18 protein-coding genes and 1 pseudogene are annotated in these 18,463 nt (G+C 65.7%); 10 read left to right on the top strand and 9 right to left on the bottom strand.

The window, feature by feature from the left end; genetic code table 11:
* Window position 1: 1 nt before the first annotated feature.
* From ispH to C3Y15_RS07725, 7 genes are all read left to right on the top strand, one after another.
* Window positions 2-982, top strand: a complete 981-nt coding sequence (gene ispH, locus C3Y15_RS07755; RefSeq protein WP_011885763.1) for a 4-hydroxy-3-methylbut-2-enyl diphosphate reductase — start codon at window positions 2-4, stop codon at window positions 980-982.
* A gap of 225 nt (window positions 983-1,207) precedes the next feature.
* A complete protein-coding gene (locus C3Y15_RS07750) occupies window positions 1,208-2,086 on the top strand; it encodes a hypothetical protein (RefSeq protein WP_043291467.1) in 879 nt (292 codons plus the stop codon).
* A gap of 211 nt (window positions 2,087-2,297) precedes the next feature.
* Window positions 2,298-3,248 (top strand): branched-chain amino acid ABC transporter permease, encoded by a 951-nt coding sequence (locus C3Y15_RS07745; protein ID WP_011885761.1) that lies wholly within the window; start codon window positions 2,298-2,300, stop codon window positions 3,246-3,248.
* A gap of 19 nt (window positions 3,249-3,267) precedes the next feature.
* Window positions 3,268-4,437 (top strand): ABC transporter ATP-binding protein, encoded by a 1,170-nt coding sequence (locus C3Y15_RS07740; RefSeq protein ID WP_011885760.1) that lies wholly within the window; start codon window positions 3,268-3,270, stop codon window positions 4,435-4,437.
* Window positions 4,438-4,461: 24 nt separating this feature from the next.
* Window positions 4,462-5,238 carry an ABC transporter ATP-binding protein gene (locus C3Y15_RS07735; RefSeq protein WP_011885759.1) on the top strand — a complete coding sequence of 259 codons (777 nt, stop codon included), beginning with the start codon at window positions 4,462-4,464 and terminating at the stop codon, window positions 5,236-5,238.
* A complete protein-coding gene (locus C3Y15_RS07730; protein ID WP_011885758.1) occupies window positions 5,238-5,954 on the top strand; it encodes an ABC transporter ATP-binding protein in 717 nt (238 codons plus the stop codon). Before C3Y15_RS07735 ends, C3Y15_RS07730 begins: the two co-directional genes overlap by 1 nt.
* 241 nt (window positions 5,955-6,195) lie before the next feature.
* Window positions 6,196-6,867, top strand: coding sequence for a DUF2278 family protein (locus C3Y15_RS07725; protein WP_046427470.1), 672 nt, complete (start codon window positions 6,196-6,198; stop codon window positions 6,865-6,867).
* A gap of 29 nt (window positions 6,868-6,896) precedes the next feature.
* Here C3Y15_RS07725 and C3Y15_RS07720 read toward each other — a convergent pair whose 3' ends face one another.
* From C3Y15_RS07720 to C3Y15_RS07710, 3 genes are all read right to left on the bottom strand, one after another.
* Window positions 6,897-7,352, bottom strand: coding sequence for a GNAT family acetyltransferase (locus C3Y15_RS07720; RefSeq protein WP_011885756.1), 456 nt, complete (start codon window positions 7,350-7,352; stop codon window positions 6,897-6,899).
* A gap of 13 nt (window positions 7,353-7,365) precedes the next feature.
* The gene (locus C3Y15_RS07715; protein ID WP_011885755.1) at window positions 7,366-8,550 is read right to left on the bottom strand and encodes an acetylornithine transaminase; all 1,185 of its coding nucleotides are present in this window, start codon (window positions 8,548-8,550) and stop codon (window positions 7,366-7,368) included.
* A 292-nt stretch (window positions 8,551-8,842) separates the two neighbouring features.
* Window positions 8,843-9,874 carry a CDP-6-deoxy-delta-3,4-glucoseen reductase gene (locus C3Y15_RS07710; protein ID WP_011885754.1) on the bottom strand — a complete coding sequence of 344 codons (1,032 nt, stop codon included), beginning with the start codon at window positions 9,872-9,874 and terminating at the stop codon, window positions 8,843-8,845.
* Between the two features lie 106 nt (window positions 9,875-9,980).
* On the opposite strand from C3Y15_RS07710, the gene C3Y15_RS07705 reads away from it, so the two are divergent.
* A complete protein-coding gene (locus tag C3Y15_RS07705) occupies window positions 9,981-11,018 on the top strand; it encodes an NAD-dependent epimerase/dehydratase family protein (protein ID WP_045578849.1) in 1,038 nt (345 codons plus the stop codon).
* Here the strand turns inward: C3Y15_RS07705 and C3Y15_RS07700 are convergent.
* Together C3Y15_RS07700 and C3Y15_RS07695 are read right to left on the bottom strand one after the other, a co-directional pair.
* Window positions 11,001-11,189 carry a hypothetical protein gene (locus tag C3Y15_RS07700; RefSeq protein WP_011885752.1) on the bottom strand — a complete coding sequence of 63 codons (189 nt, stop codon included), beginning with the start codon at window positions 11,187-11,189 and terminating at the stop codon, window positions 11,001-11,003. The two genes, C3Y15_RS07705 and C3Y15_RS07700, sit on opposite strands and share 18 nt — an antisense overlap.
* 105 nt (window positions 11,190-11,294) lie before the next feature.
* A complete protein-coding gene (locus C3Y15_RS07695; RefSeq protein WP_011885751.1) occupies window positions 11,295-12,011 on the bottom strand; it encodes a 16S rRNA pseudouridine(516) synthase in 717 nt (238 codons plus the stop codon).
* A 106-nt stretch (window positions 12,012-12,117) separates the two neighbouring features.
* On the opposite strand from C3Y15_RS07695, the pseudogene C3Y15_RS07690 reads away from it, so the two are divergent.
* Window positions 12,118-12,234, top strand: a pseudogene (locus C3Y15_RS07690) (DinB family protein); the annotation flags it as partial.
* Between the two features lie 110 nt (window positions 12,235-12,344).
* Here the strand turns inward: C3Y15_RS07690 and C3Y15_RS07685 are convergent.
* Both C3Y15_RS07685 and C3Y15_RS07680 read right to left on the bottom strand, forming a co-directional pair.
* Entirely contained in the window at window positions 12,345-13,244 is a 900-nt protein-coding gene (locus C3Y15_RS07685) for an SDR family oxidoreductase (protein WP_059460512.1), read from the bottom strand.
* Between the two features lie 44 nt (window positions 13,245-13,288).
* Entirely contained in the window at window positions 13,289-14,026 is a 738-nt protein-coding gene (locus C3Y15_RS07680) for an SDR family oxidoreductase (protein WP_059460513.1), read from the bottom strand.
* 120 nt (window positions 14,027-14,146) lie between these two features.
* Between C3Y15_RS07680 and C3Y15_RS07675 the strand changes: the two genes are divergently transcribed.
* Window positions 14,147-15,049, top strand: coding sequence for a LysR family transcriptional regulator (locus C3Y15_RS07675; protein WP_011885748.1), 903 nt, complete (start codon window positions 14,147-14,149; stop codon window positions 15,047-15,049).
* Window positions 15,050-15,612: 563 nt separating this feature from the next.
* Here C3Y15_RS07675 and C3Y15_RS07670 read toward each other — a convergent pair.
* Both C3Y15_RS07670 and C3Y15_RS07665 read right to left on the bottom strand, forming a co-directional pair.
* Window positions 15,613-16,188 (bottom strand): recombinase family protein, encoded by a 576-nt coding sequence (locus tag C3Y15_RS07670; protein ID WP_124259760.1) that lies wholly within the window; start codon window positions 16,186-16,188, stop codon window positions 15,613-15,615.
* A 178-nt stretch (window positions 16,189-16,366) separates the two neighbouring features.
* Window positions 16,367-18,349, bottom strand: coding sequence for a tetratricopeptide repeat protein (locus C3Y15_RS07665; protein WP_124259761.1), 1,983 nt, complete (start codon window positions 18,347-18,349; stop codon window positions 16,367-16,369).
* Between the last annotated feature and the right edge of the window lie 114 nt (window positions 18,350-18,463).

Raw genomic sequence — 18,463 nt, 5'->3', positions numbered from 1 at the left:
CATGAGCAACACCGATACGCTGCCCGGGCAGACCGTCGCAGCCGATGCCGAAATCCTGCTGGCACAGCCGCGCGGCTTCTGCGCCGGTGTCGACCGCGCGATCGAGATCGTCGAGCGCGCGATCGCGATGCACGGTGCACCGATCTACGTGCGTCACGAAATCGTCCACAACAAGTACGTGGTCGAGGATCTGAGGAAGAAGGGCGCGATCTTCGTCGAAGAGCTCGAGGAAGTGCCGGCCGGCAACACGGTGATCTTCAGTGCGCATGGCGTGTCGAAAGCCGTGCGCGACGAGGCCGACGTGCGCGGACTGCGCATTTACGACGCGACCTGCCCGCTCGTCACGAAAGTGCACGTCGAAGTCGCGAAGATGCGCCAGGACGGCGTCGACATCGTGATGATCGGCCACAAGGGCCACCCGGAAGTCGAAGGCACGATGGGGCAGGTCGAGCGCGGCATGCATCTGGTCGAAAGCGTCGAGGACGTCCAGAAGCTCGAACTCGCCGATCCGGAGCGCATCGCGCTCGTCACGCAAACGACGCTGTCCGTTGATGACGCAGCCGAAATCATCGGCGCGCTGAAGGCGAAGTACCCGAAGATCCGCGAGCCGAAGAAGCAGGACATCTGCTACGCGACGCAGAACCGTCAGGACGCGGTGAAGTTCATGGCGCCGCAGTGCGACGTCGTGATCGTGGTCGGCAGCCCGAACAGTTCGAATTCCAGCCGCCTGCGCGAAGTCGCGGAGAAGCGCGGCGTGGCCGCGTACATGGTCGACGCGCCCGAGCAGATCGATCCGGCGTGGGTCGCCGGCAAGCGCCGCATCGGCGTGACGGCCGGCGCATCGGCGCCGGAAGTGCTCGCGCAGGCCGTGATCGCCCGGCTGCGCGAACTCGGCGTGCGCAATGTCCGCGCACTCGAAGGCATCGAGGAAAACGTGGCGTTTCCGCTGCCGCGCGGGCTGAATCTGCCGCCCGCCGCCTGATTGTCCGCTCCGCTTTCGCAATACCCGAAGCGCGCCTCCCGGCGCGCTTTTTTTTGCACCGCGAAAATGCAGGCGCAACCATTATTCACACCATTGGTGCAACCGGGTTGCTATCCGCGCGATTAAGCCCCTCTCAAAATTGGTTGCAATGCAGGAAAACCCCATCGCATCAGGATTATTGGCGTCTTGTAAATGGAGTTACAATGCGCCCGTTTTCAGGCCGGAATGGCTTTGAAATCGGGTTTTGGCAAGGCGCGGGAGACCTATTCAATGCATGTGAAGTTGGTGTACGCCATGTCCGTCGCCGCACCGGTTGCAATGCTCGGCCGGGGCAGCAAAAAGAGCGATGGCAGGGCAGTAGTGGCATATGCGGTTCCGGCAGCCAACGACGTGCGCGTTGCCATCACCGGTCATGCGCGGCGGGCCGTGTGCCGCATCGCGCAATCGGACAGTGATACGGATAACGGGGCAGGTTTGGCGAGCGACGCATTCAACGCGCAGCGCCCGAAGCACGGCATGCATTCGGCACGGTGCGCCGCGCGCGGCAGCGCAACGGGCACGGCGATTGCCGCAGCCCGCGCGGGCAACCGCGAGGCGACGACGGCGGCACGCGGCACACCGCCGGCGCGTGCGCTTTGCGGCCAGATTCGCGGCAAGACCCGCGGCAACGCAGGCGACGTGCAGATGGCACCGCTCTCCTTTCATATCGATTCGACCTGGCAGCGTGTCGGCACGACGCATCGCGTCGTGGCCGGCGGCCTGTTTCGGTCCATGAATTCCGACGCGTGCCGGACGAAAGTCGGGCGCGTTCTTCGCGCAGCCGGTTCCGGCGCCGCGCGGGCAGCGGACGGCGGGCTTGCAGCGCAGGCGGCGCCGTTCGGCATCGGAGTACAAACCCTTGGCGACATCGGCGCGTGCGTCGCCAAGGTGGTCGAGCCCGCGGGCGACGCGGCGCGGAACCTGATCGGCCCGGACACGGCGTTCGCCGCGGCCCGGACGGAAAAAGGCACGGATTCCGGACAGCCGGACGCCGGGCGTGTCGGCACGCTGCCCTACGACTTCAAGGAGGCCAAGTACACCGTCCTCGACGTCGTGACGATTTAGCGACAGGACTCATGATGGCACCGAAACAGTGCGGTGCCGTTTTTGTATCCGCTCCGGCGGCAAGCCCGGCCGTACAGGCCGGGCGGTGCGCGCCGGGACGATCCACCCTTACCGGTATCGACTAGTACCCGCAGTGTCGCCGAGAAGGCGCGATTCCTCGCTTACCCGCGGGGCGCAACGTCATCCGGCAGCATGGGCCAAGGAGCTTTAAATGGATATTTTCATCCAACAGATCCTCAACGGGCTGGTGCTCGGCAGTGTGTACGCCATCATCGCGTTGGGTTACACGATGGTGTACGGCATTCTCGGCATCATCAACTTCGCGCACGGCGACGTGCTGATGATCGGCGCAATGGTCGCCCTGTCGGCGATCACCGTGCTGCAGAATCACTTCCCCCAACTCGGCAACGTCGCGACGCTGACGATCGGCCTGGGTATCGCGGCGGTCGTCTGCGCGTGCGTGGGCTACACGATCGAGCGCGTCGCATACCGGCCGCTGCGCCGCGCGCCGCGTCTCGCACCGCTGATCACCGCAATCGGCGTGTCGATCCTGCTGCAGACGGCCGCGATGATCATCTGGTCGCGTAACCCGCTGCCGTTCCCGCAATTGCTGCCGACCGATCCGATCAACGTGATCAAGGCAACCGACACGACGCCGGGCGCCGTGATCTCGGTGACCGAAATCGTGATCATCGCGGTGGCGTTCATCGTGATGGCCGGCCTGCTGCTGCTGGTGCACAAGACCAAGCTCGGCCGCGCGATGCGTGCGATCGCCGAAAGCCCCAACACCGCGAGCCTGATGGGCGTGAACCCGAACTTCGTGATCTCGGCGACGTTCATGATCGGCTCCGCGCTCGCCGCGCTGGCCGGCGTGATGATCGCGTCCGAATACGGCAACGTGCACTTCTACATGGGCTTCATCCCCGGCATGAAGGCGTTCACCGCGGCGGTGCTCGGCGGGATCGGCAACCTCGGCGGCGCGATGGTCGGCGGCGTGGTGCTCGGTCTGATCGAGCAGCTGGGTGCGGGCTACATCGGCAACCTCACGGGCGGCGTGTTCGGCAGTAACTACCAGGACGTGTTCGCGTTCGTGGTGCTGATCATCGTGCTGGTGTTCCGTCCGTCGGGCCTGCTGGGCGAACGTGTCGCGGACCGCGCGTAACGGAAGGGGAGCAAACAACATGACATCCATTCAACCGATCGAATCGTCGACGTCGCTCGTCGAAGAGCGCAACACGACGAAGACCGTCCTCATCGGCATCCTGACCGCGGCCTTCGTGATCGCCGCGCCGATCATCATCGGCTCGGCAGGCGGCAACTACTGGGTCCGCGTGCTCGACTTCGCGATGCTGTACGTGATGCTCGCGCTGGGCCTGAACGTCGTGGTCGGCTTCGCCGGCCTGCTCGACCTGGGCTACATCGCGTTCTACGCGGTGGGCGCCTACACGGCCGCGCTGCTGAGCTCGCCGCACCTGACCTCGCAGTTCGAGTGGATCGCGGCGCTCGCGCCGAACGGGCTGCACATCCCGTTCCTGATCATCGTGCCGATCGCGATGGCGCTGGCGGCGACCTTCGGGATCCTGCTCGGTGCGCCGACGCTGCGCCTGCGCGGCGACTACCTGGCCATCGTGACGCTCGGCTTCGGTGAAATCGTCCGGATCTTCATGAACAACCTCGACCGTCCGGTGAACATCACGAACGGCCCGAAGGGGATCACGGGTATCGATCCGGTGCACATCGGCGGCTTCAACCTGTCGCAGACGCACTCGCTCTTCGGCTTCCAGCTGCCGTCGGTCTACATGTATTACTACCTGTTCGTGCTGTGCTCGCTGCTGGTGATCTGGGTCTGTACGCGTCTGCAGCACTCGCGTATCGGCCGTGCATGGGCGGCGATCCGCGAAGACGAAATCGCGGCGAAGGCGATGGGCATCAACACCCGTAACGTGAAGCTGCTCGCGTTCGCGATGGGCGCATCGTTCGGCGGCCTGTCGGGCGCGATGTTCGGCGCGTTCCAGGGCTTCGTGTCGCCCGAGTCGTTCACGTTCTGGGAATCGATCGTCGTGCTCGCATGCGTCGTGCTCGGCGGCATGGGCCACATCCCCGGCGTGATCCTCGGCGCGGTGTTGCTCGCGATCTTCCCGGAATTCCTGCGTTCGACGATGAGCCCGCTGCAGCACGCGCTGTTCGGCCACGACATCGTCGACACCGAAGTGATCCGTCAGGCGCTGTACGGCCTCGCGATGGTCGTCATCATGCTGTATCGCTCCGAAGGCCTGTGGCCGGCGCCGAAGCATGAGGACAAGATCGCGAAACTGGCGAAGCGCAACAGCAAGAAGCCGGTGCGCGCTTAACCAACGGACAAGGGGATATCACACATGAGCGACAAGCAAATCCGATTGTCCGTCCAGGGCGTGAACAAGCGCTTCGGCGGCCTGCAGGCGCTGTCCGACGTCGGCCTCCAGATCAGGGAAGGCGAGATCTACGGGCTGATCGGCCCGAACGGCGCCGGCAAGACCACGTTCTTCAACGTGATCACCGGCCTCTACACGCCGGACTCCGGCGACTTCAAGCTGGACGGCCAGAACTACACGCCGACGGCCGTGCACCAGGTCGCGAAGGCCGGCATCGCCCGTACGTTCCAGAACATTCGCCTGTTCGGCGGGATGACGGCGCTCGAGAACGTGATGGTGGGCCGCCACGTGCGCACCAAGCACGGCCTGCTCGGCGCAGTGTTCCAGACGCCGGCCGAGCGCCAGGAAGAGCGCGAGATCAAGGAGCGCGCGATCGAGCTGCTCGATTACGTGGGCGTGCTGCAGTACGCGGACTACACGTCGCGCAACCTGTCGTACGGCCACCAGCGCCGTCTCGAGATCGCCCGTGCGCTCGCGACCGATCCGAAGCTGCTCGCGCTCGACGAGCCGGCGGCCGGGATGAACGCGACCGAGAAGGTCGAACTCACGCGCCTGCTCGACAAGATCCGCTCGGACGGCCGCACGATCCTGCTGATCGAGCACGACGTGAAGCTCGTGATGGGTCTGTGCAACCGGATGACGGTGCTCGATTACGGCAAGGTGATCGCCGAGGGTCTGCCGCAGGACGTGCAGAAGGATCCGAAGGTGATTGAGGCATATCTCGGCGCAGGGGTGCACTGATGGCAGCGGCAATGTTGAAAATCAAGGGCTTGCAGGTCAACTACGGCGGCATCCAGGCCGTCAAGGGCGTTGACATGGAAGTTCGCCAGGGCGAGCTCGTGACGCTGATCGGCGCGAACGGCGCAGGCAAGACCACGACGATGAAGGCGATCACCGGCCTGAAGCCGTACTCGGCGGGCGACATCGAGTACGAGGGCAAGTCGATCAAGGGCATTCCGCCGCACGAGCTGCTCAAGCGCGGCCTCGCGATGGTGCCGGAAGGCCGCGGGATCTTCGCGCGGATGTCGATCATCGAGAACATGCAGATGGGCGCCTATCTGCGCAACGACAAGGACCAGATCAAGAAGGACGTCGACCGCATGTTCGGCTTCTTCCCGCGTCTGAAGGAGCGTGCGACGCAGCTCGCCGGCACGCTGTCGGGCGGCGAGCAGCAGATGCTCGCGATGTCGCGCGCGATCCTGTCGAAGCCGAAGCTGCTGCTGCTCGACGAGCCGTCGATGGGTCTGTCGCCGATCATGGTCGAGAAGATCTTCGAAGTGGTGCGCGAGATCTCGAAGGAAGGGATCACGGTGCTGCTGGTCGAGCAGAACGCACGCCTCGCGCTGCAGGCCGCCGACCGTGGCTACGTGATGGATTCCGGCACGGTGACGATGGAAGGCGACGCGAAGCAGATGCTCGACGACCCGAAGGTGCGCGCCGCGTATCTGGGCGAATGAACGCCGCGGCGAGGCGCCGGCGCATGCCGGCGTGTCGCCGGGTGCTTTCGAAAGGCTGTCACGGGATACCGTGGCAGCCTTTTTTCATGCGGCGCGCCGCGCGGCGAACTGTGCGCGCCGATGCGACTCCATTGTCTCGACAGGGCGCAAGCCGGGCAGGCGAACGCCGGCAGGCGGCGCTGCGCAAACCGACACGCGGATTGCGTAGCATGGTCGATCCATCAGGACACGGAGAGCACGCATGAGTCTGGACTACGGTTTCGTGAAGGCCAAGGTGACGTCGGTGGCGCGGCTCAAGGGCTCGCCGCATGGCGGCGAGATCCAGTATCACGTCCACCTGACGCTCGCATTGCCGGGCGGCGACTGGGACGTCGCGATCAACGTCGGCACCAACGACGCGGACGACTTGCTGAACTACAAGCTCGTCTACGATTTCCACCATCCGCTCACGGCGACGCTCGCGGCGGCGGCCGAAGGCTATACCGATCTCACCGGGCAGAGCGCGCTGCCGGCGCTCGACTATCTGCGCAGCGACATCCTGAACGAAACGGGCACCTGGCGCGCGAGCGCGGTGATGGACGGCACCGAGCACGCGGAGCCGATTCCGTCGCTGCTGCGGCTCGTGAACGCGGCGCAGTCGCAAGGGCTCGACGTGGTCGTGTTCGGCCGCACGTATTCGGAAGGCAACGGGATTCACGACACGCACATGAACCAGGGCTCGACGGGCTCGAACTACCTGCATCGCGCCGGCGACGACCACAACGATCACAACGACGTGTGGCAGGACGGCGCGCTGTTCGTGTGCGTGAGCGAGTCGCAATGGGCCGCGTATTTCGCGGCGTTCGAGCAGCAGGCCGTGCCGACCGACGCACTCGGCAACCCGCTGCCGGGCGCCGGGCCGATCACGCACTGACGCCGGCATGCGCCGGCGCGCCGGTGCCGTCAGGCAGCCGGCAGCGCCTTGCCGAAGGTGATGCGCTCCTCGACGCGATAGCCGAGCGCCGCATAGAAGCGGCATGCATCGTCGTTGCCCGGCAGCACCTGGAGATTGATCTTCAGGCAGCCGAGCGTGGCGAGTGCGCGCTCGGCATGATCGAGCAACGCGCGGCCGATGCCGAGCCGTCGCGCGTCGTTCGCCACGCCGAACGAGTAGAGCCAGCCGCGATGTCCGTCGAAGCCCGCCATCAGCGTGCCGACCAGCCGGCCGCCGCAGATCGCGACGAAGAACAGCTCCGGCTGCGTCGCGAACTTCAGCTCGATCGATCGCAGCGGATCGCGATGCGGCGGCGCGCCGGCCGCGCTGTAGTTCGGGAACGCGTCGCGCCAGACGGCGAGGACCGCTGCGGTGTCGGCGCGTTCGAACGGACGGATGGTGACGACATCGGCGGCGGCATCCATCGCGGCGGTCTCCTTAGAGCGTGTCGAGAATCGACCGCAGCATCGCCATCATCTGGTCGATTTCTTCGGTCGTGACGTTCAGCGCCGGCATGAAGCGCAGCAGGTTCGGACGCGCGGCGTTCAGCAGCAGGCCGTCGGGCTGCATGTCGCGTGCTTTCTCGACGATCTGCGGGCCGATGTCCTTGCCGAGCAGCAGCGCGCGCAGCATGCCTTCGCCGCGTTCGCCCTCGAAGCCGCGCTCCTCCGACAGCTCGAGCAGCTTGCGCTTCAGGTATTCGCCGCGCGCACGCACGCCTTCGAGGAAGCCGGGCGCAACGAGTTGCGAGATCACCGAATAGCCGGCCGCCGTCATCAGCGGGTTGCCGTTGTAGGTGCCGCCCTGGTCGCCGGCCTCGAACACCGCGACGTCGGCCTTCGACAGCAGCGCGCCGAGCGGTACACCGCCGCCGATGCCCTTCGCGAGCGTCATGATGTCCGGCTCGATGCCCGACAGCTCGTACGCGAACAACGTGCCGGCGCGGCCGCAGCCGCTTTGCACTTCATCGACGATCAGCAGCAGGTTGTGCTGCCGCGTCAGCGCGCGCAGCGCCTGCATGAATTCACGCGTCGCGGGGATCACGCCGCCTTCGCCCTGGATCGGCTCGAGCATCACGGCGACGGTCTTGTCGGTGATCAGCTTCTCGACCGACTCGATGTTGTTCAGCTCGGCCTTCGGGAAGCCCGGCACCTGCGGTGCGTAGATCGTGTCCCAGCCCGGCTTGCCGCTCGCGGACATCGTCGCGAGCGTGCGGCCGTGGAAGCTGTGGTCGAACGTGATGATCTCGTATGCGCCGTTCCTGAACTTGCGGCCCCATTTGCGCGCGAGCTTGATCGCGCCTTCGTTCGCTTCCGCGCCGCTGTTGGTGAAGAACACCTTGTCGAACACGCTGTGCTGCGTGAGCAGGCCCGCGAGCTTCGCCATCGGTTCGTTGTAGAACGCCGGCGACGGGTTCAGCAGCTTCTCGGCCTGCGTCTTCAGCGCTTCGACGATGCCGTCGTTGCAGTGACCGAGGCTGTTGACCGCCCAACCCTGGATGAAGTCCAGATAGCGCTTGCCCGTGTGATCGTAGAGCCACGAGCCCTTGCCGTGCGTAAACACGATGTCGGGGCGGTTCGTGATGTACATCAGCGAGTCGATCGGGTAATCGTTCAGGGGCATGGCAACAGACTCCAGCGGGCGTTGAAAGGGAAACGGGCAATAAAAAAGCCACGGAAGGCCGTGGCTGGTGGATCGAACAGCTTGTGCGTAACCGGTGAAGCGGAGGTGGGTTACGCGCGAGTCCGTGACGAGCCGGCGGCATCCGGGAGGAGCGGCGAGCGGCGACGTCGGAGAGCGGACAGGAAGCGGTTCATGTGCGCAAGCATAAGGCATCCCGCGCCCCACTGTAAACCGCCGCGATGCCACGGATGTGACACGGCGGCGCGCAGCGGGGCGCGCGTGCGCCCGGCGCTCAGACCGGATTCACGAGATCGGCGGCGCTCGTGAACGAGTCGGCGTAGAACTCGTCGGCCGGCAGCGCGTGGTGTTGCGTGAAGTCGCGCTGCGCCGATTCGACCATCACCGGCGCGCCGCATGCGTACACCTGGTAGCCGGACAGGTCGGGCAGATCCTCGATCACCGCGCGGTGGACGAAGCCGGTGCGGCCGGTCCACTGGTCGGCGTCTTCCGGTTCGGACAGCACCGGCACGTACTTGAAGTTCGGGATCTCGCGCGCCCATTGCTCGGCGAGTTCGCCGAGATAGATGTCCTGCTTGCGGCGCGCGCCCCAGTAGAGCGTCATCGGGCGCGTGATGCCCGCGTGCTTCACGTGCTCGATGATCGCCTTGATCGGCGCGAAGCCGGTGCCCGACGCGAGCAGCACGATCGGCTTGTCGGAATCCTCGCGCAGGAAGAACGTACCGAGCGGGCCTTCGAAGCGCAGGATGTCGCGTTCCTTCATCGCGCCGAACACGTGATCGGTGAACTTGCCGCCCGGCATGTGACGGATGTGCAGCTCGATTGGGCCTTCCTCGTGCGGCGCGTTCGCCATCGAGTAGCTGCGGCGCGAGCCGTCCTTCAGGATGAATTCGACGTACTGGCCGGCCAGGTATTGCAGGCGTTCGTTCGCCGGCAACTGCAGCTTCACGATCATCACGTCGTCGCCGCGGCGCTCGAGCGCGGCGACCCGGCACGGCAGCTTCTTGACCTGCACGCCGTCGACGCCGGCGATTTCACGCACGTCGATCTCGAGGTCGCATTGCGCCTTCGAGCAGCACAGCAGCGCGAGGCCGCGCGTGCGTTCGTCGCTGGACAGCGCCGATGCTGCGTGCGGGCCCTGTTCGATCTGGCCCGACACGATCTGCCCCTTGCAGGAGCCGCATGCGCCGTTCTTGCAGCCGTACGGCAGGTGGACGTTCTGGCGCAGCGCCGCCGCCAGCACGGTTTCGTCCGACTCGACCTGGAACTGCCGGCCGCTTTGCTTGAGAGTAACGTTGAATGCCATAGAACCGAATAGAACAAAATGGGGAAACCGTGCATGTCGCGCACGGCAGCTACAATGCAAAACCGTTGTGCGCCGCGCAACGGTGGCTACTCATTTCGCAACCAACATGATCGCGACTCGAATCCTGCGCCGGCCGCGCGCCTTGATCGTCGGCTGCGGCGACGTCGGGCTGCGGTGCGTCGCGCAATGGCGCGCCGCGCGCCGCGACCTGCGCATCGTCGCACTGACGAGCCATCCGGACCGCCGCGACGCATTGCGTGCGGCAGGCGTGACGCCGATCGTCGGCAACCTCGACCAGCGGGCCACGCTCGAGCGCATCGCGCGAGTCGCGCGCACGATCCTGCATCTCGCGCCGCCGCAATCCGACGGTCGCGACGACCGGCGCACTCGCGCGCTGATCGCCGCATTGTCCATGCCCGCGCGGCAGCTGCACGCGCCGGCGGTAGCGTCGGTCGGCCGGCTGCGCACGCTGCGCGCCGCGACCCGACAGGCCGGCGTGGCGCCGCGGGCAGCGCGTATTGTACCCGAGGCCCTTCGCGCGCCCACGCTCGTCTATGCCAGCACGACCGGCGTATACGGCGATTGCGGCGGCGCGCGGATCGACGAGACGCAGCCGCTGCGGCCCGCGAATCCGCGCGCGTTCCGGCGCGTGTCGGCCGAGCGTCAGCTGCGGGCGGCGACGGTGCGCGGCGTGGTGTCCGCCCGCATCGTGCGCATCCCGGGCATCTACGCGGCGAACCGCTTGCCGCTCGCGCGGCTCGAGCGCGGCACGCCGGCGCTGCTGCCGGCCGACGACGTCTATACGAACCACATCCACGCGGACGATCTCGCCGCGATCCTGCGGCGTGCGGCCGTGCGCGGCCGGCCGGCGCGCGCGGTGCACGCGTCGGACGACAGCGAACTGCGGATGGGAGAGTACTTCGACCGGGTCGCGCAGGCGTTCGGCCTGCCGCCGCCGCCACGCATCAGCCGCGCGGACGCCGAAGGCCGGCTCGAGCCGACGCTGTTGTCGTTCATGCGCGAGTCGCGGCGCCTGTCCAATGCCCGCCTCAAGGCCGAATTGTGCGTGACGCTGCGCTATCCGACCGTAGACGAATTCCTTCAAACGCTGGCGCAGCGTCGCGCGTCAGGTGAGGGCCGGTAGCGCCTCGATCAACAGGAAGCACAGCAACGCGCCGATCAGCGCGCCGATCAGGTTCGGGTGATAGCGGTGCTTCAGATGCATCGCGGCCAGCAGCGCGCCGATTGCCACGACACCGATGATTGCGAACGCGATCATCACGTACGACAGTTCGAAAGAGTGGTTGACGCCCATGATGTCTCCCCTGCTTCGCTGCTCGGACAGCTTGTGATTTGAGTATAGCGGGGGATCGGGCGGCCGCGATGCGCAGCGGCGTCGAACGGTCGTGCGGATTTTCCCTTACAGGGTTTCGACCGGATTGCGCAGCGCTGCCAGCTCAGCCTCTGCGAGCCAGCACCAGCTACCGGGCGCCAGCCCGGCCGGCAGCGCGAAACCGCCGATACGCTCGCGGTGCAGCGCCTCGACGCGGTTGCTGGCGGCCGCCACCATCCGCTTGACCTGATGGTATTTGCCTTCGAGGACGGTCAGCGCGAGCGTGTGGGTATCGCGTGCGACCGCCGCGACTGCCGCGATCGGCTTCGGCTCGCCGTGCAGTTGGACGCCGCTGCGCAGCGCGTTCAACTGGGTTTCGTCGAGCGGATGACGCACGGTCGCGACGTAGGTCTTCGGCACCTTGCGCTTCGGCGACGTGTACGCATGCACGAACTGGCCGTCGTCGGACAGCAGCAGCAGGCCGGTCGTGTCCTGGTCGAGGCGGCCGACGCACTGCACGCCGCGCGCGAGGAGCGGCGCGGGCAGCAGGCTGAACACGCTCGCGTGGTGTTGCGGGTCGCGCGAGCATTCGTAGCCGGCCGGCTTGTTCAGCGCGAGATAGGCGCGCGCGTGATACGGCCACGCGGTGCCGTCGAGCGTGAACACGAGGCCGTCCGTGTCGAAGGCTGCGTCCGGGTCGGTCGCGCTCGCGCCCGCGACGGTGACGCGGCCCGATTCGATCAGGCCGCGGCACTGGCGGCGCGAGCCGAAGCCCTGCGTGTAGAGAATGCTTTCGAGGTCCATAGCGCGCGCATTCTACCAAGCGGCGGCGCAGGGACGGCATGAACGCGCATGCGTCGGTAAGCTGCCGGAACGCCGCGCGGCGCCCGTTCGTTCAGTTCGAGCGTACGGCGAGTTCGACGGCTGCGGTTCGCTGACCGTGCGCGGGCTCGTCCACTACCTGTGCCGCCACGACCGGCGGCATCTGGCCGGCATGCAGTGGCTGCTCGGCAAGATCGACGCGGCGCGCAGCCGCGCGCGCACTTCGCGCTCCATGCCGACCATGTTGCGCGCGTACGCGTACGGCGTGTCGCGCGCGCCAGCAGCACGGTGCCGGCCGGCCCGGCGCGCGAAGGATCAGCCGCCGACGCGCGGCGCGAGCAGATCGGCGAGCCCGATGTTCCTGAACATCTCGCGGCGGATGCGATCGCCGACGCGGAACACTTCCTCGGCGCCGTCCTGCGACGGGTCGACGAACACGCGGTAGGGGCGCTTGCCGGCCGGCGCCGCGACGAGTTCGGCAATGGCCGTGGCGACGGCGTCGGCGTCGGCGTCGGCCGGTTCGAGCGCGGCGAGGCCCTTCAACGCCTGATCGGCGACACCCGCGTACGGCCCGCCGTCGTAGGCGGCCTGCACGACGGTATCGGCCGGCTTGCCCGCATGGAGGAAGTGATTCGTGCCCCGGGTGAACGCGCCCGGCACGACGATCGACGTTTCGATGCCCCAGCGGGCGAGCTCGGCCGCGTAGGACACCGCGAGCGAGTCCATCGCGGCTTTCGCGGCGAAGTAGGGCGCGAGGAACGGCGGGGTGCCGCCGCGCGCCGACGAGGACGACACCCACACGAGCAGGCCACGGCGCTGGCGGCGTAGGTGCGGCAGCGCCGCGCGGTTCACGCGCTGGGTCGACACGACGTTGACGTCGTAGAGCTGCGCCAGCTGTTCGGGCGTGAACGCTTCGGCCGGCCCGAACACCATGTGACCGGCGTTGTGGACGACGATGTCCAGGCGGCCGTTGTCGGCGATCACGCGATCGATGGCGGCGTCGACCGATGCGTCGTCGCCGACGTCGAGTTCGACGCTGCGCAGATCGACGCCGTGTTGTTGCGCATAGGCGGCGACGGCGGCGACGCGCGGTGCATTGCGCCCGGCGCTCTCGCGCATCGAGGCGTAGACCGTGTGACCGGCGCGGGCGAGCGCCTGGGCCGTCAGCAAGCCGAAGCCGCTGGACGCGCCGGTGACGAGGACGACTTCCTTCATGAGCAATCTCCTGGCGGAAAGATGAGGGGGCGGCGAGCGGTCCGTCAGCACATGCCGCCGTTGGCGCGCAGGATCTGGCCGTTGATCCACGCGCCGTCCGGGCCGGCGAGGAACGCGACGACGCGCGCGATGTCGTCGGGCTGGCCGAGCCGCTCGAGCGGGTTCAGCTTCGCGAGCCGATCGATAAGTTCGGGGCTCTTGCCCTGCAGGAACAACTCGGTCGCGACCGGTCCCGGCGCGACGGCGTTCACGCGGATGCCGCGCCCGCGCATTTCCTGGGCGAGCACCTGCGTCATGCTTTCGACCGCCGCCTTGCTCGCGACGTACAGCCCGTAGGTCGGCATGCGCATCCCGATCACGCTGGTCGACAGGTTGACGATCCGGCCGCCGTCGCGCACGCGCTGCGCTGCCGCGCGGCATACGTTGAACGTGCCCTTCACGTTGATCGCGAACGTGTCGTCGAACACCGCGTCGTCGAACTCGGCGATCGCCGCGAGCTTCATCACGCCCGCTGAGTTCACCACCACGTCGATCCCGCCGAAGGCATCGCGGGCCGCGTCGAACAGCGCGGTGACGGCGGCCGGATCGGCGACGTTCGCCTGCACGGCGATCGCCTGACCGTCGTCGGCGATGATCGCGTCGACCACTTCGCGGGCCGGGCCGGCGCTCCCGGCATAGTCGACGACGACCCGGAAGCCGTCCCGGGCGAGTTGGCGCGCGATTTCCGCGCCGATGCCGCGCGACGAACCTGTGACGATGGCGACCTGGTCCGATGTGCTCATGTTCTGCTCCTGTCGAGTGGATGAGTGCCGTTCGATCCGGCGACAGGACCACTGTAGGCTTCCTCGATAAATAAAAATAATGAATAATGATCAGTCAATGAATGACTGAAAGTATGTCTCATGGGATTCGACAGCAGATTGCTCAGCGGTATCGGCGTGCTCTCCGCGGTGATCGAGGCGGGTACCTTCGCGCGGGCGGGCGAGGCGATGGGGTTGACGCAGCCGGCGGTGAGCCGTGCGGTGGCGCGGCTGGAGGAGCGCGTCGGGATCCGGATCTTCAACCGGACGGCGCGTGCGATCACGCTGACCGACGAAGGGCGGCGCTTCTACGAGACGGTCGCGCCGCTGCTGGCCGGCATTGAGGAGGCGGCGCTCGACGCCGGCCAGTCGAAGGCGCGCGTGAGAGGGCGGCTGCGGGTCAACGTGGACGGCACGTTCGGCCACTACGTGCTGGCGCCGCGGATGGCGGAATTTCTCGATCGTTATCCGGAGCTGTCGGTCGAGATCAGTGTGCGCGACCGGATGGGCGACCTCGTCGCGGACGGCTTCGACGTGGCCGTGCGCTTCGGCATCCCGGAGCCGTCGTCATATCGCGCGCGATTGCTGCTCGAGACGCGCGTGCTGACGTGCGCGTCGGCGGCCTACATCGCGCGTCATGGCGAACCGCTGCACCCGCGGGATCTCGCTGACGGTCACCGGTGCGTGCTGATCCGCGATCCGGTGACCGGGCGGCCGTATGAATGGGAGTTTCATCGCGGCAACGAAGTCGTGCCGGTCGACGCCGCCGGCAGGCTGACGGTGAACGATACGGGCGGACTGCTCGGCGCGTGCCTGGGCGGCGTCGGCATTGCGCAACTGCTCGAACTCTATGCGCGGGACGTCCTGGCCGATGGAAGGTTGGTGCAGTTGTTGCCCGAGTGGGCGGACGAGACTTTCCCGCTTTACGCGTATCACCATGCGTCGAATCTCGTTTCGGCGAAGGTGAGGGTGTTTCTGGACTTCGTCCGCGAGCTGATGGTCTGAGCGCACCGGGCGGCTGGCCGCCGCCGGTTAGCCGATGCGCTGCGGAACGCGCGGCACCAACAAAAAACCCGCGAAGCGGCGAGCTTGCGCGGGTGTCGACAGACGCAGCGCACGACGCTGCGAAAGACTGGTGCCAGGGCCGGAATGAAATTATTCGCTGTAAGGCCCGTGCTGTAAGGGGATTGCTTGGAGGGTGTTGTGGAGTTGCCCCCGGAGTTGCCCCCGCGCTGCCGGCGCAGCCACTATACGAAGAGATCAAGGTCCATTCTTGCCTCGCCAGATGCGAAATTTTCTGGAGAGTTGGAGATAACGGCTCAACTCGGCCTGTCTGCCTTATCTGGCGGGGCTTTGGTTATCTCCAAGTGTATCTCCAACACACCTATTTTTCTGGAGATAAGTTTGGAGATAAGCGTCGAATGCATCGAGCCACGTCGACCAGCTCGGGAATTGGCCCGCCGTCTGGGACGCTGCGCGCAAAGAATCTCCCGTGCCGCCACTCCTCCGCGCGCAGAAACAGAAACGGGCCTTGCGGCCCGTGAAAAGTGAATTTGGTAGGAGAGGCGTTACGCCGCGTCGCGTACCCGCATGATTGTCTGGCGGCTCGTGCCGAATTGTCGGGCGAGCGCGGCCACGCTCGCCCCCGCATCCAGCTCGCGCAGCACCTCCGCCCGCTGTTGGTCCGACAGGGCGGACGGCCGTCCCATCGTCTTGCCTTCTGCCTTAGCGCGAGCGATGCCGGCATGCGTTCGTTCGATCAGCAGATCGCGTTCGAACTCGGCCACCGCGTTCAACACCTGCATCGTCATCCGGCCGGCCGCACTCGTCAGATCGACGCCGCCCAAGGCGAGACAATGAACCCGGATACCGCGCTCGGCCAAACCCTCGACCGTGGCCCGCACGTCCATTGCATTGCGGCCGAGCCGATCGAGCTTCGTCACGATCAGCACATCGCCTTCTTCCATCCGGTCAAGTAACTTTTCGAAGCCCGGCCGCTGATCGGCGCTCACGCTCCCTGAGATGCTTTCCGATACGACGCGGCGCTTGTCGACGGAGAAGCCGGCCGCCTCGATCTCGCGTAACTGGTTCGCGGTGGTCTGGTCGGACGTGCTGACGCGGGCATAAGCGAAGGTTCGGGACATATCGGGCACTCAATCTGTACGAAATAGATGTCCGAATATAGACGCCTGTCCAAAATACTTCAACCCTTATTTTTGGACAGGGCGGAAAGGGGTTGTCCGAAAGGGATCGGTTTTGGACGGGCGCATTTGATTGGAGGCCGATTGCCTTCCGGTCGGTCGCTGGGACAGACCCGAACCTCTACCGAGTGCCATCGGCGGGTTGGTCGGTATCCGGATCACTAAACAACGACGGGAAATCGCGCTTAAGCTTGGCGCTGAGTTCATGGTTAGGGAAACGTTCTATCGCAGCCGTCCAAATGTCCAGCGCCGTCGCTGCATCACCACTATTCCAGTGGGCACCGCCAAGGTCGAACATCGCCACGGCATCGTCTGGGTCGAGCCCAAGCGTCCTCTCGTAGGCGTCAATCGCCTCTGACCACCTGCTAAGGGAGGCGTAAGCTGCAGCCAGCTGAAACCAGCTCTTGGCATCCGGTTGAATGGTCTGAGCCTGTTCCAGCAGGAGCGGCACGCTCTCATCGAACCGCCCCAATTCCATGAGGGCAATCGCCATGCAATAGCCGTATTCGCCGCCCGCCAATTCATACGCCTTGCGAAAGCAGCGCTCCGCCTCCGCCCAGTCCTGGTCGTCCTGCGCCCAGTGGCCCAGACGATCCCAAGGCAGCGCGGCATCGTCGGGGTCGATGTGGGCGATGTGCCTATCGAATTCCTCGCGGAATTCACTATAGGTTTTCGAGACATCCTCTCCTCGGCCGCGCAGATAGAACGTTGTCATGAGAAGTTCCCAATTTCCGGCGGGATCCTCAGGGTTCGCCCTCACGTAGCGTTGCCAGAAGGGCAAAGCCTGACGGGCGTTGTCCACATTCGCGCGTCCGAAGGCCGTGACCAGACGGGAACACCACGGCCAAATCCAACGGAAGCGGTCAGCCTGAGCTACCAGGCCGTTGATCTCGCGAAACGCAGCACGGCCGTCGCCGAGATTGAAAAGAACGTTGGCGCGCCAGCCGACGACCGCAGAAGTCCTGCCCTGCTTTTGATCCGAGAAGACGACTCGGTCGAGATGACGCAAAGCGTCCTCGTACTTGCCCAAACGAACGTAGTGGGTGCCCAGGGAGTTGTGGGCCTCCGCAAGATCGGGATTCAACCGCAAAGCTTCGCGGTAGTGAGCCACCGCCTGCCCATCGTCGCCAAGCACGGCGCAACTGGAGCCGAGGTTTTTGTGGATCTGAGCTGCTAGTTCGGAAGTGGCAGCGAGCGCAGGATCGGCGAGCGCGGCTTCGAAAGCCCGCTTTGCTTCTTGCTCGTTACCGAGAGCATGGAAGGCGTTTCCGATCGTGTAGTGCAGGTCGCCGATTTGATAACGATCATCTGCAAGCCTGATCCGAAAAAAACTGATGGCTTCCTCGATTCTCTCTGGGTGCCGGCTCATGCCATCCATGCCGAGGTTGATTTCGGCCATGTAGCAAACGCCCATTTCGTCACTGCCAACGCCGAAAACGGCCGCGAACTTGGCGAAGCCGGCGCTAATCTCCTCGTCGGCGTTCTTCTCGTAGAGTTGTACGAGAAGCTCGCGCGCCAGGGCCGTCTCCTGGGGAACGTGAATATCACGCGGCGACCCCAGAACGTGATTGGATAGGTCGGCGGCGGCCACCCCGACTTGGCCTACGCGCCGATCGCGTGATGACTTTGCCCCGGCACGGGCGAGAGCCGCGAGCCGGCCAAGGCGCTCAATCGACAGCTCCTCAACGAAAGAGACAGTCAGCGACCGCTGGTCGGTCCAGTTTTTCCCGCTATGCTCATATTGACGGGCAACACTTTCTGCCGTGCGAATGCGTAAGGAACCTGTCGGTGCGTGATAGGCAACGTAAACGCTGTAGGGCTGCATAAGCAGATAGTTGAGGTTCGTGCGGCGAACTTCGACACTGAGCGAGCCGTCAGCGTTCAACGCACTCTCAGTGCCCTTTAGCTGGACGTGTACCCGGGCGTTGGTGGCATGCCCATCAGCCACCACCTCGATCTGACAGTCCGTTCCGTAGTCCTTGCGGTCCTGCGCCTGAAGGATGAAAGCGCCACTATCGGTGAGCCGCATCTGGAAGGCGGCAATCGCCTCGTCTTCGATCTCGTGATTACCGTCACGACGCGGTAGCTCGTCAAAGTGGCTCATAGCGTTGGCTTGATGCGGGCGTTCGGTGGTTCCGGTTGCTATAGACGATACCTACGACGTCGACCGCACGAACTTGAGCGTTGGCGCCACCAGGACTTTCGTTTGTCGATTGAG

The organism is Burkholderia sp. B10 (genome assembly GCF_004368385.1).
GTDB lineage: Bacteria > Pseudomonadota > Gammaproteobacteria > Burkholderiales > Burkholderiaceae > Burkholderia > Burkholderia vietnamiensis.
This window is presented reverse-complemented; position numbering and strand designations above follow the sequence as displayed.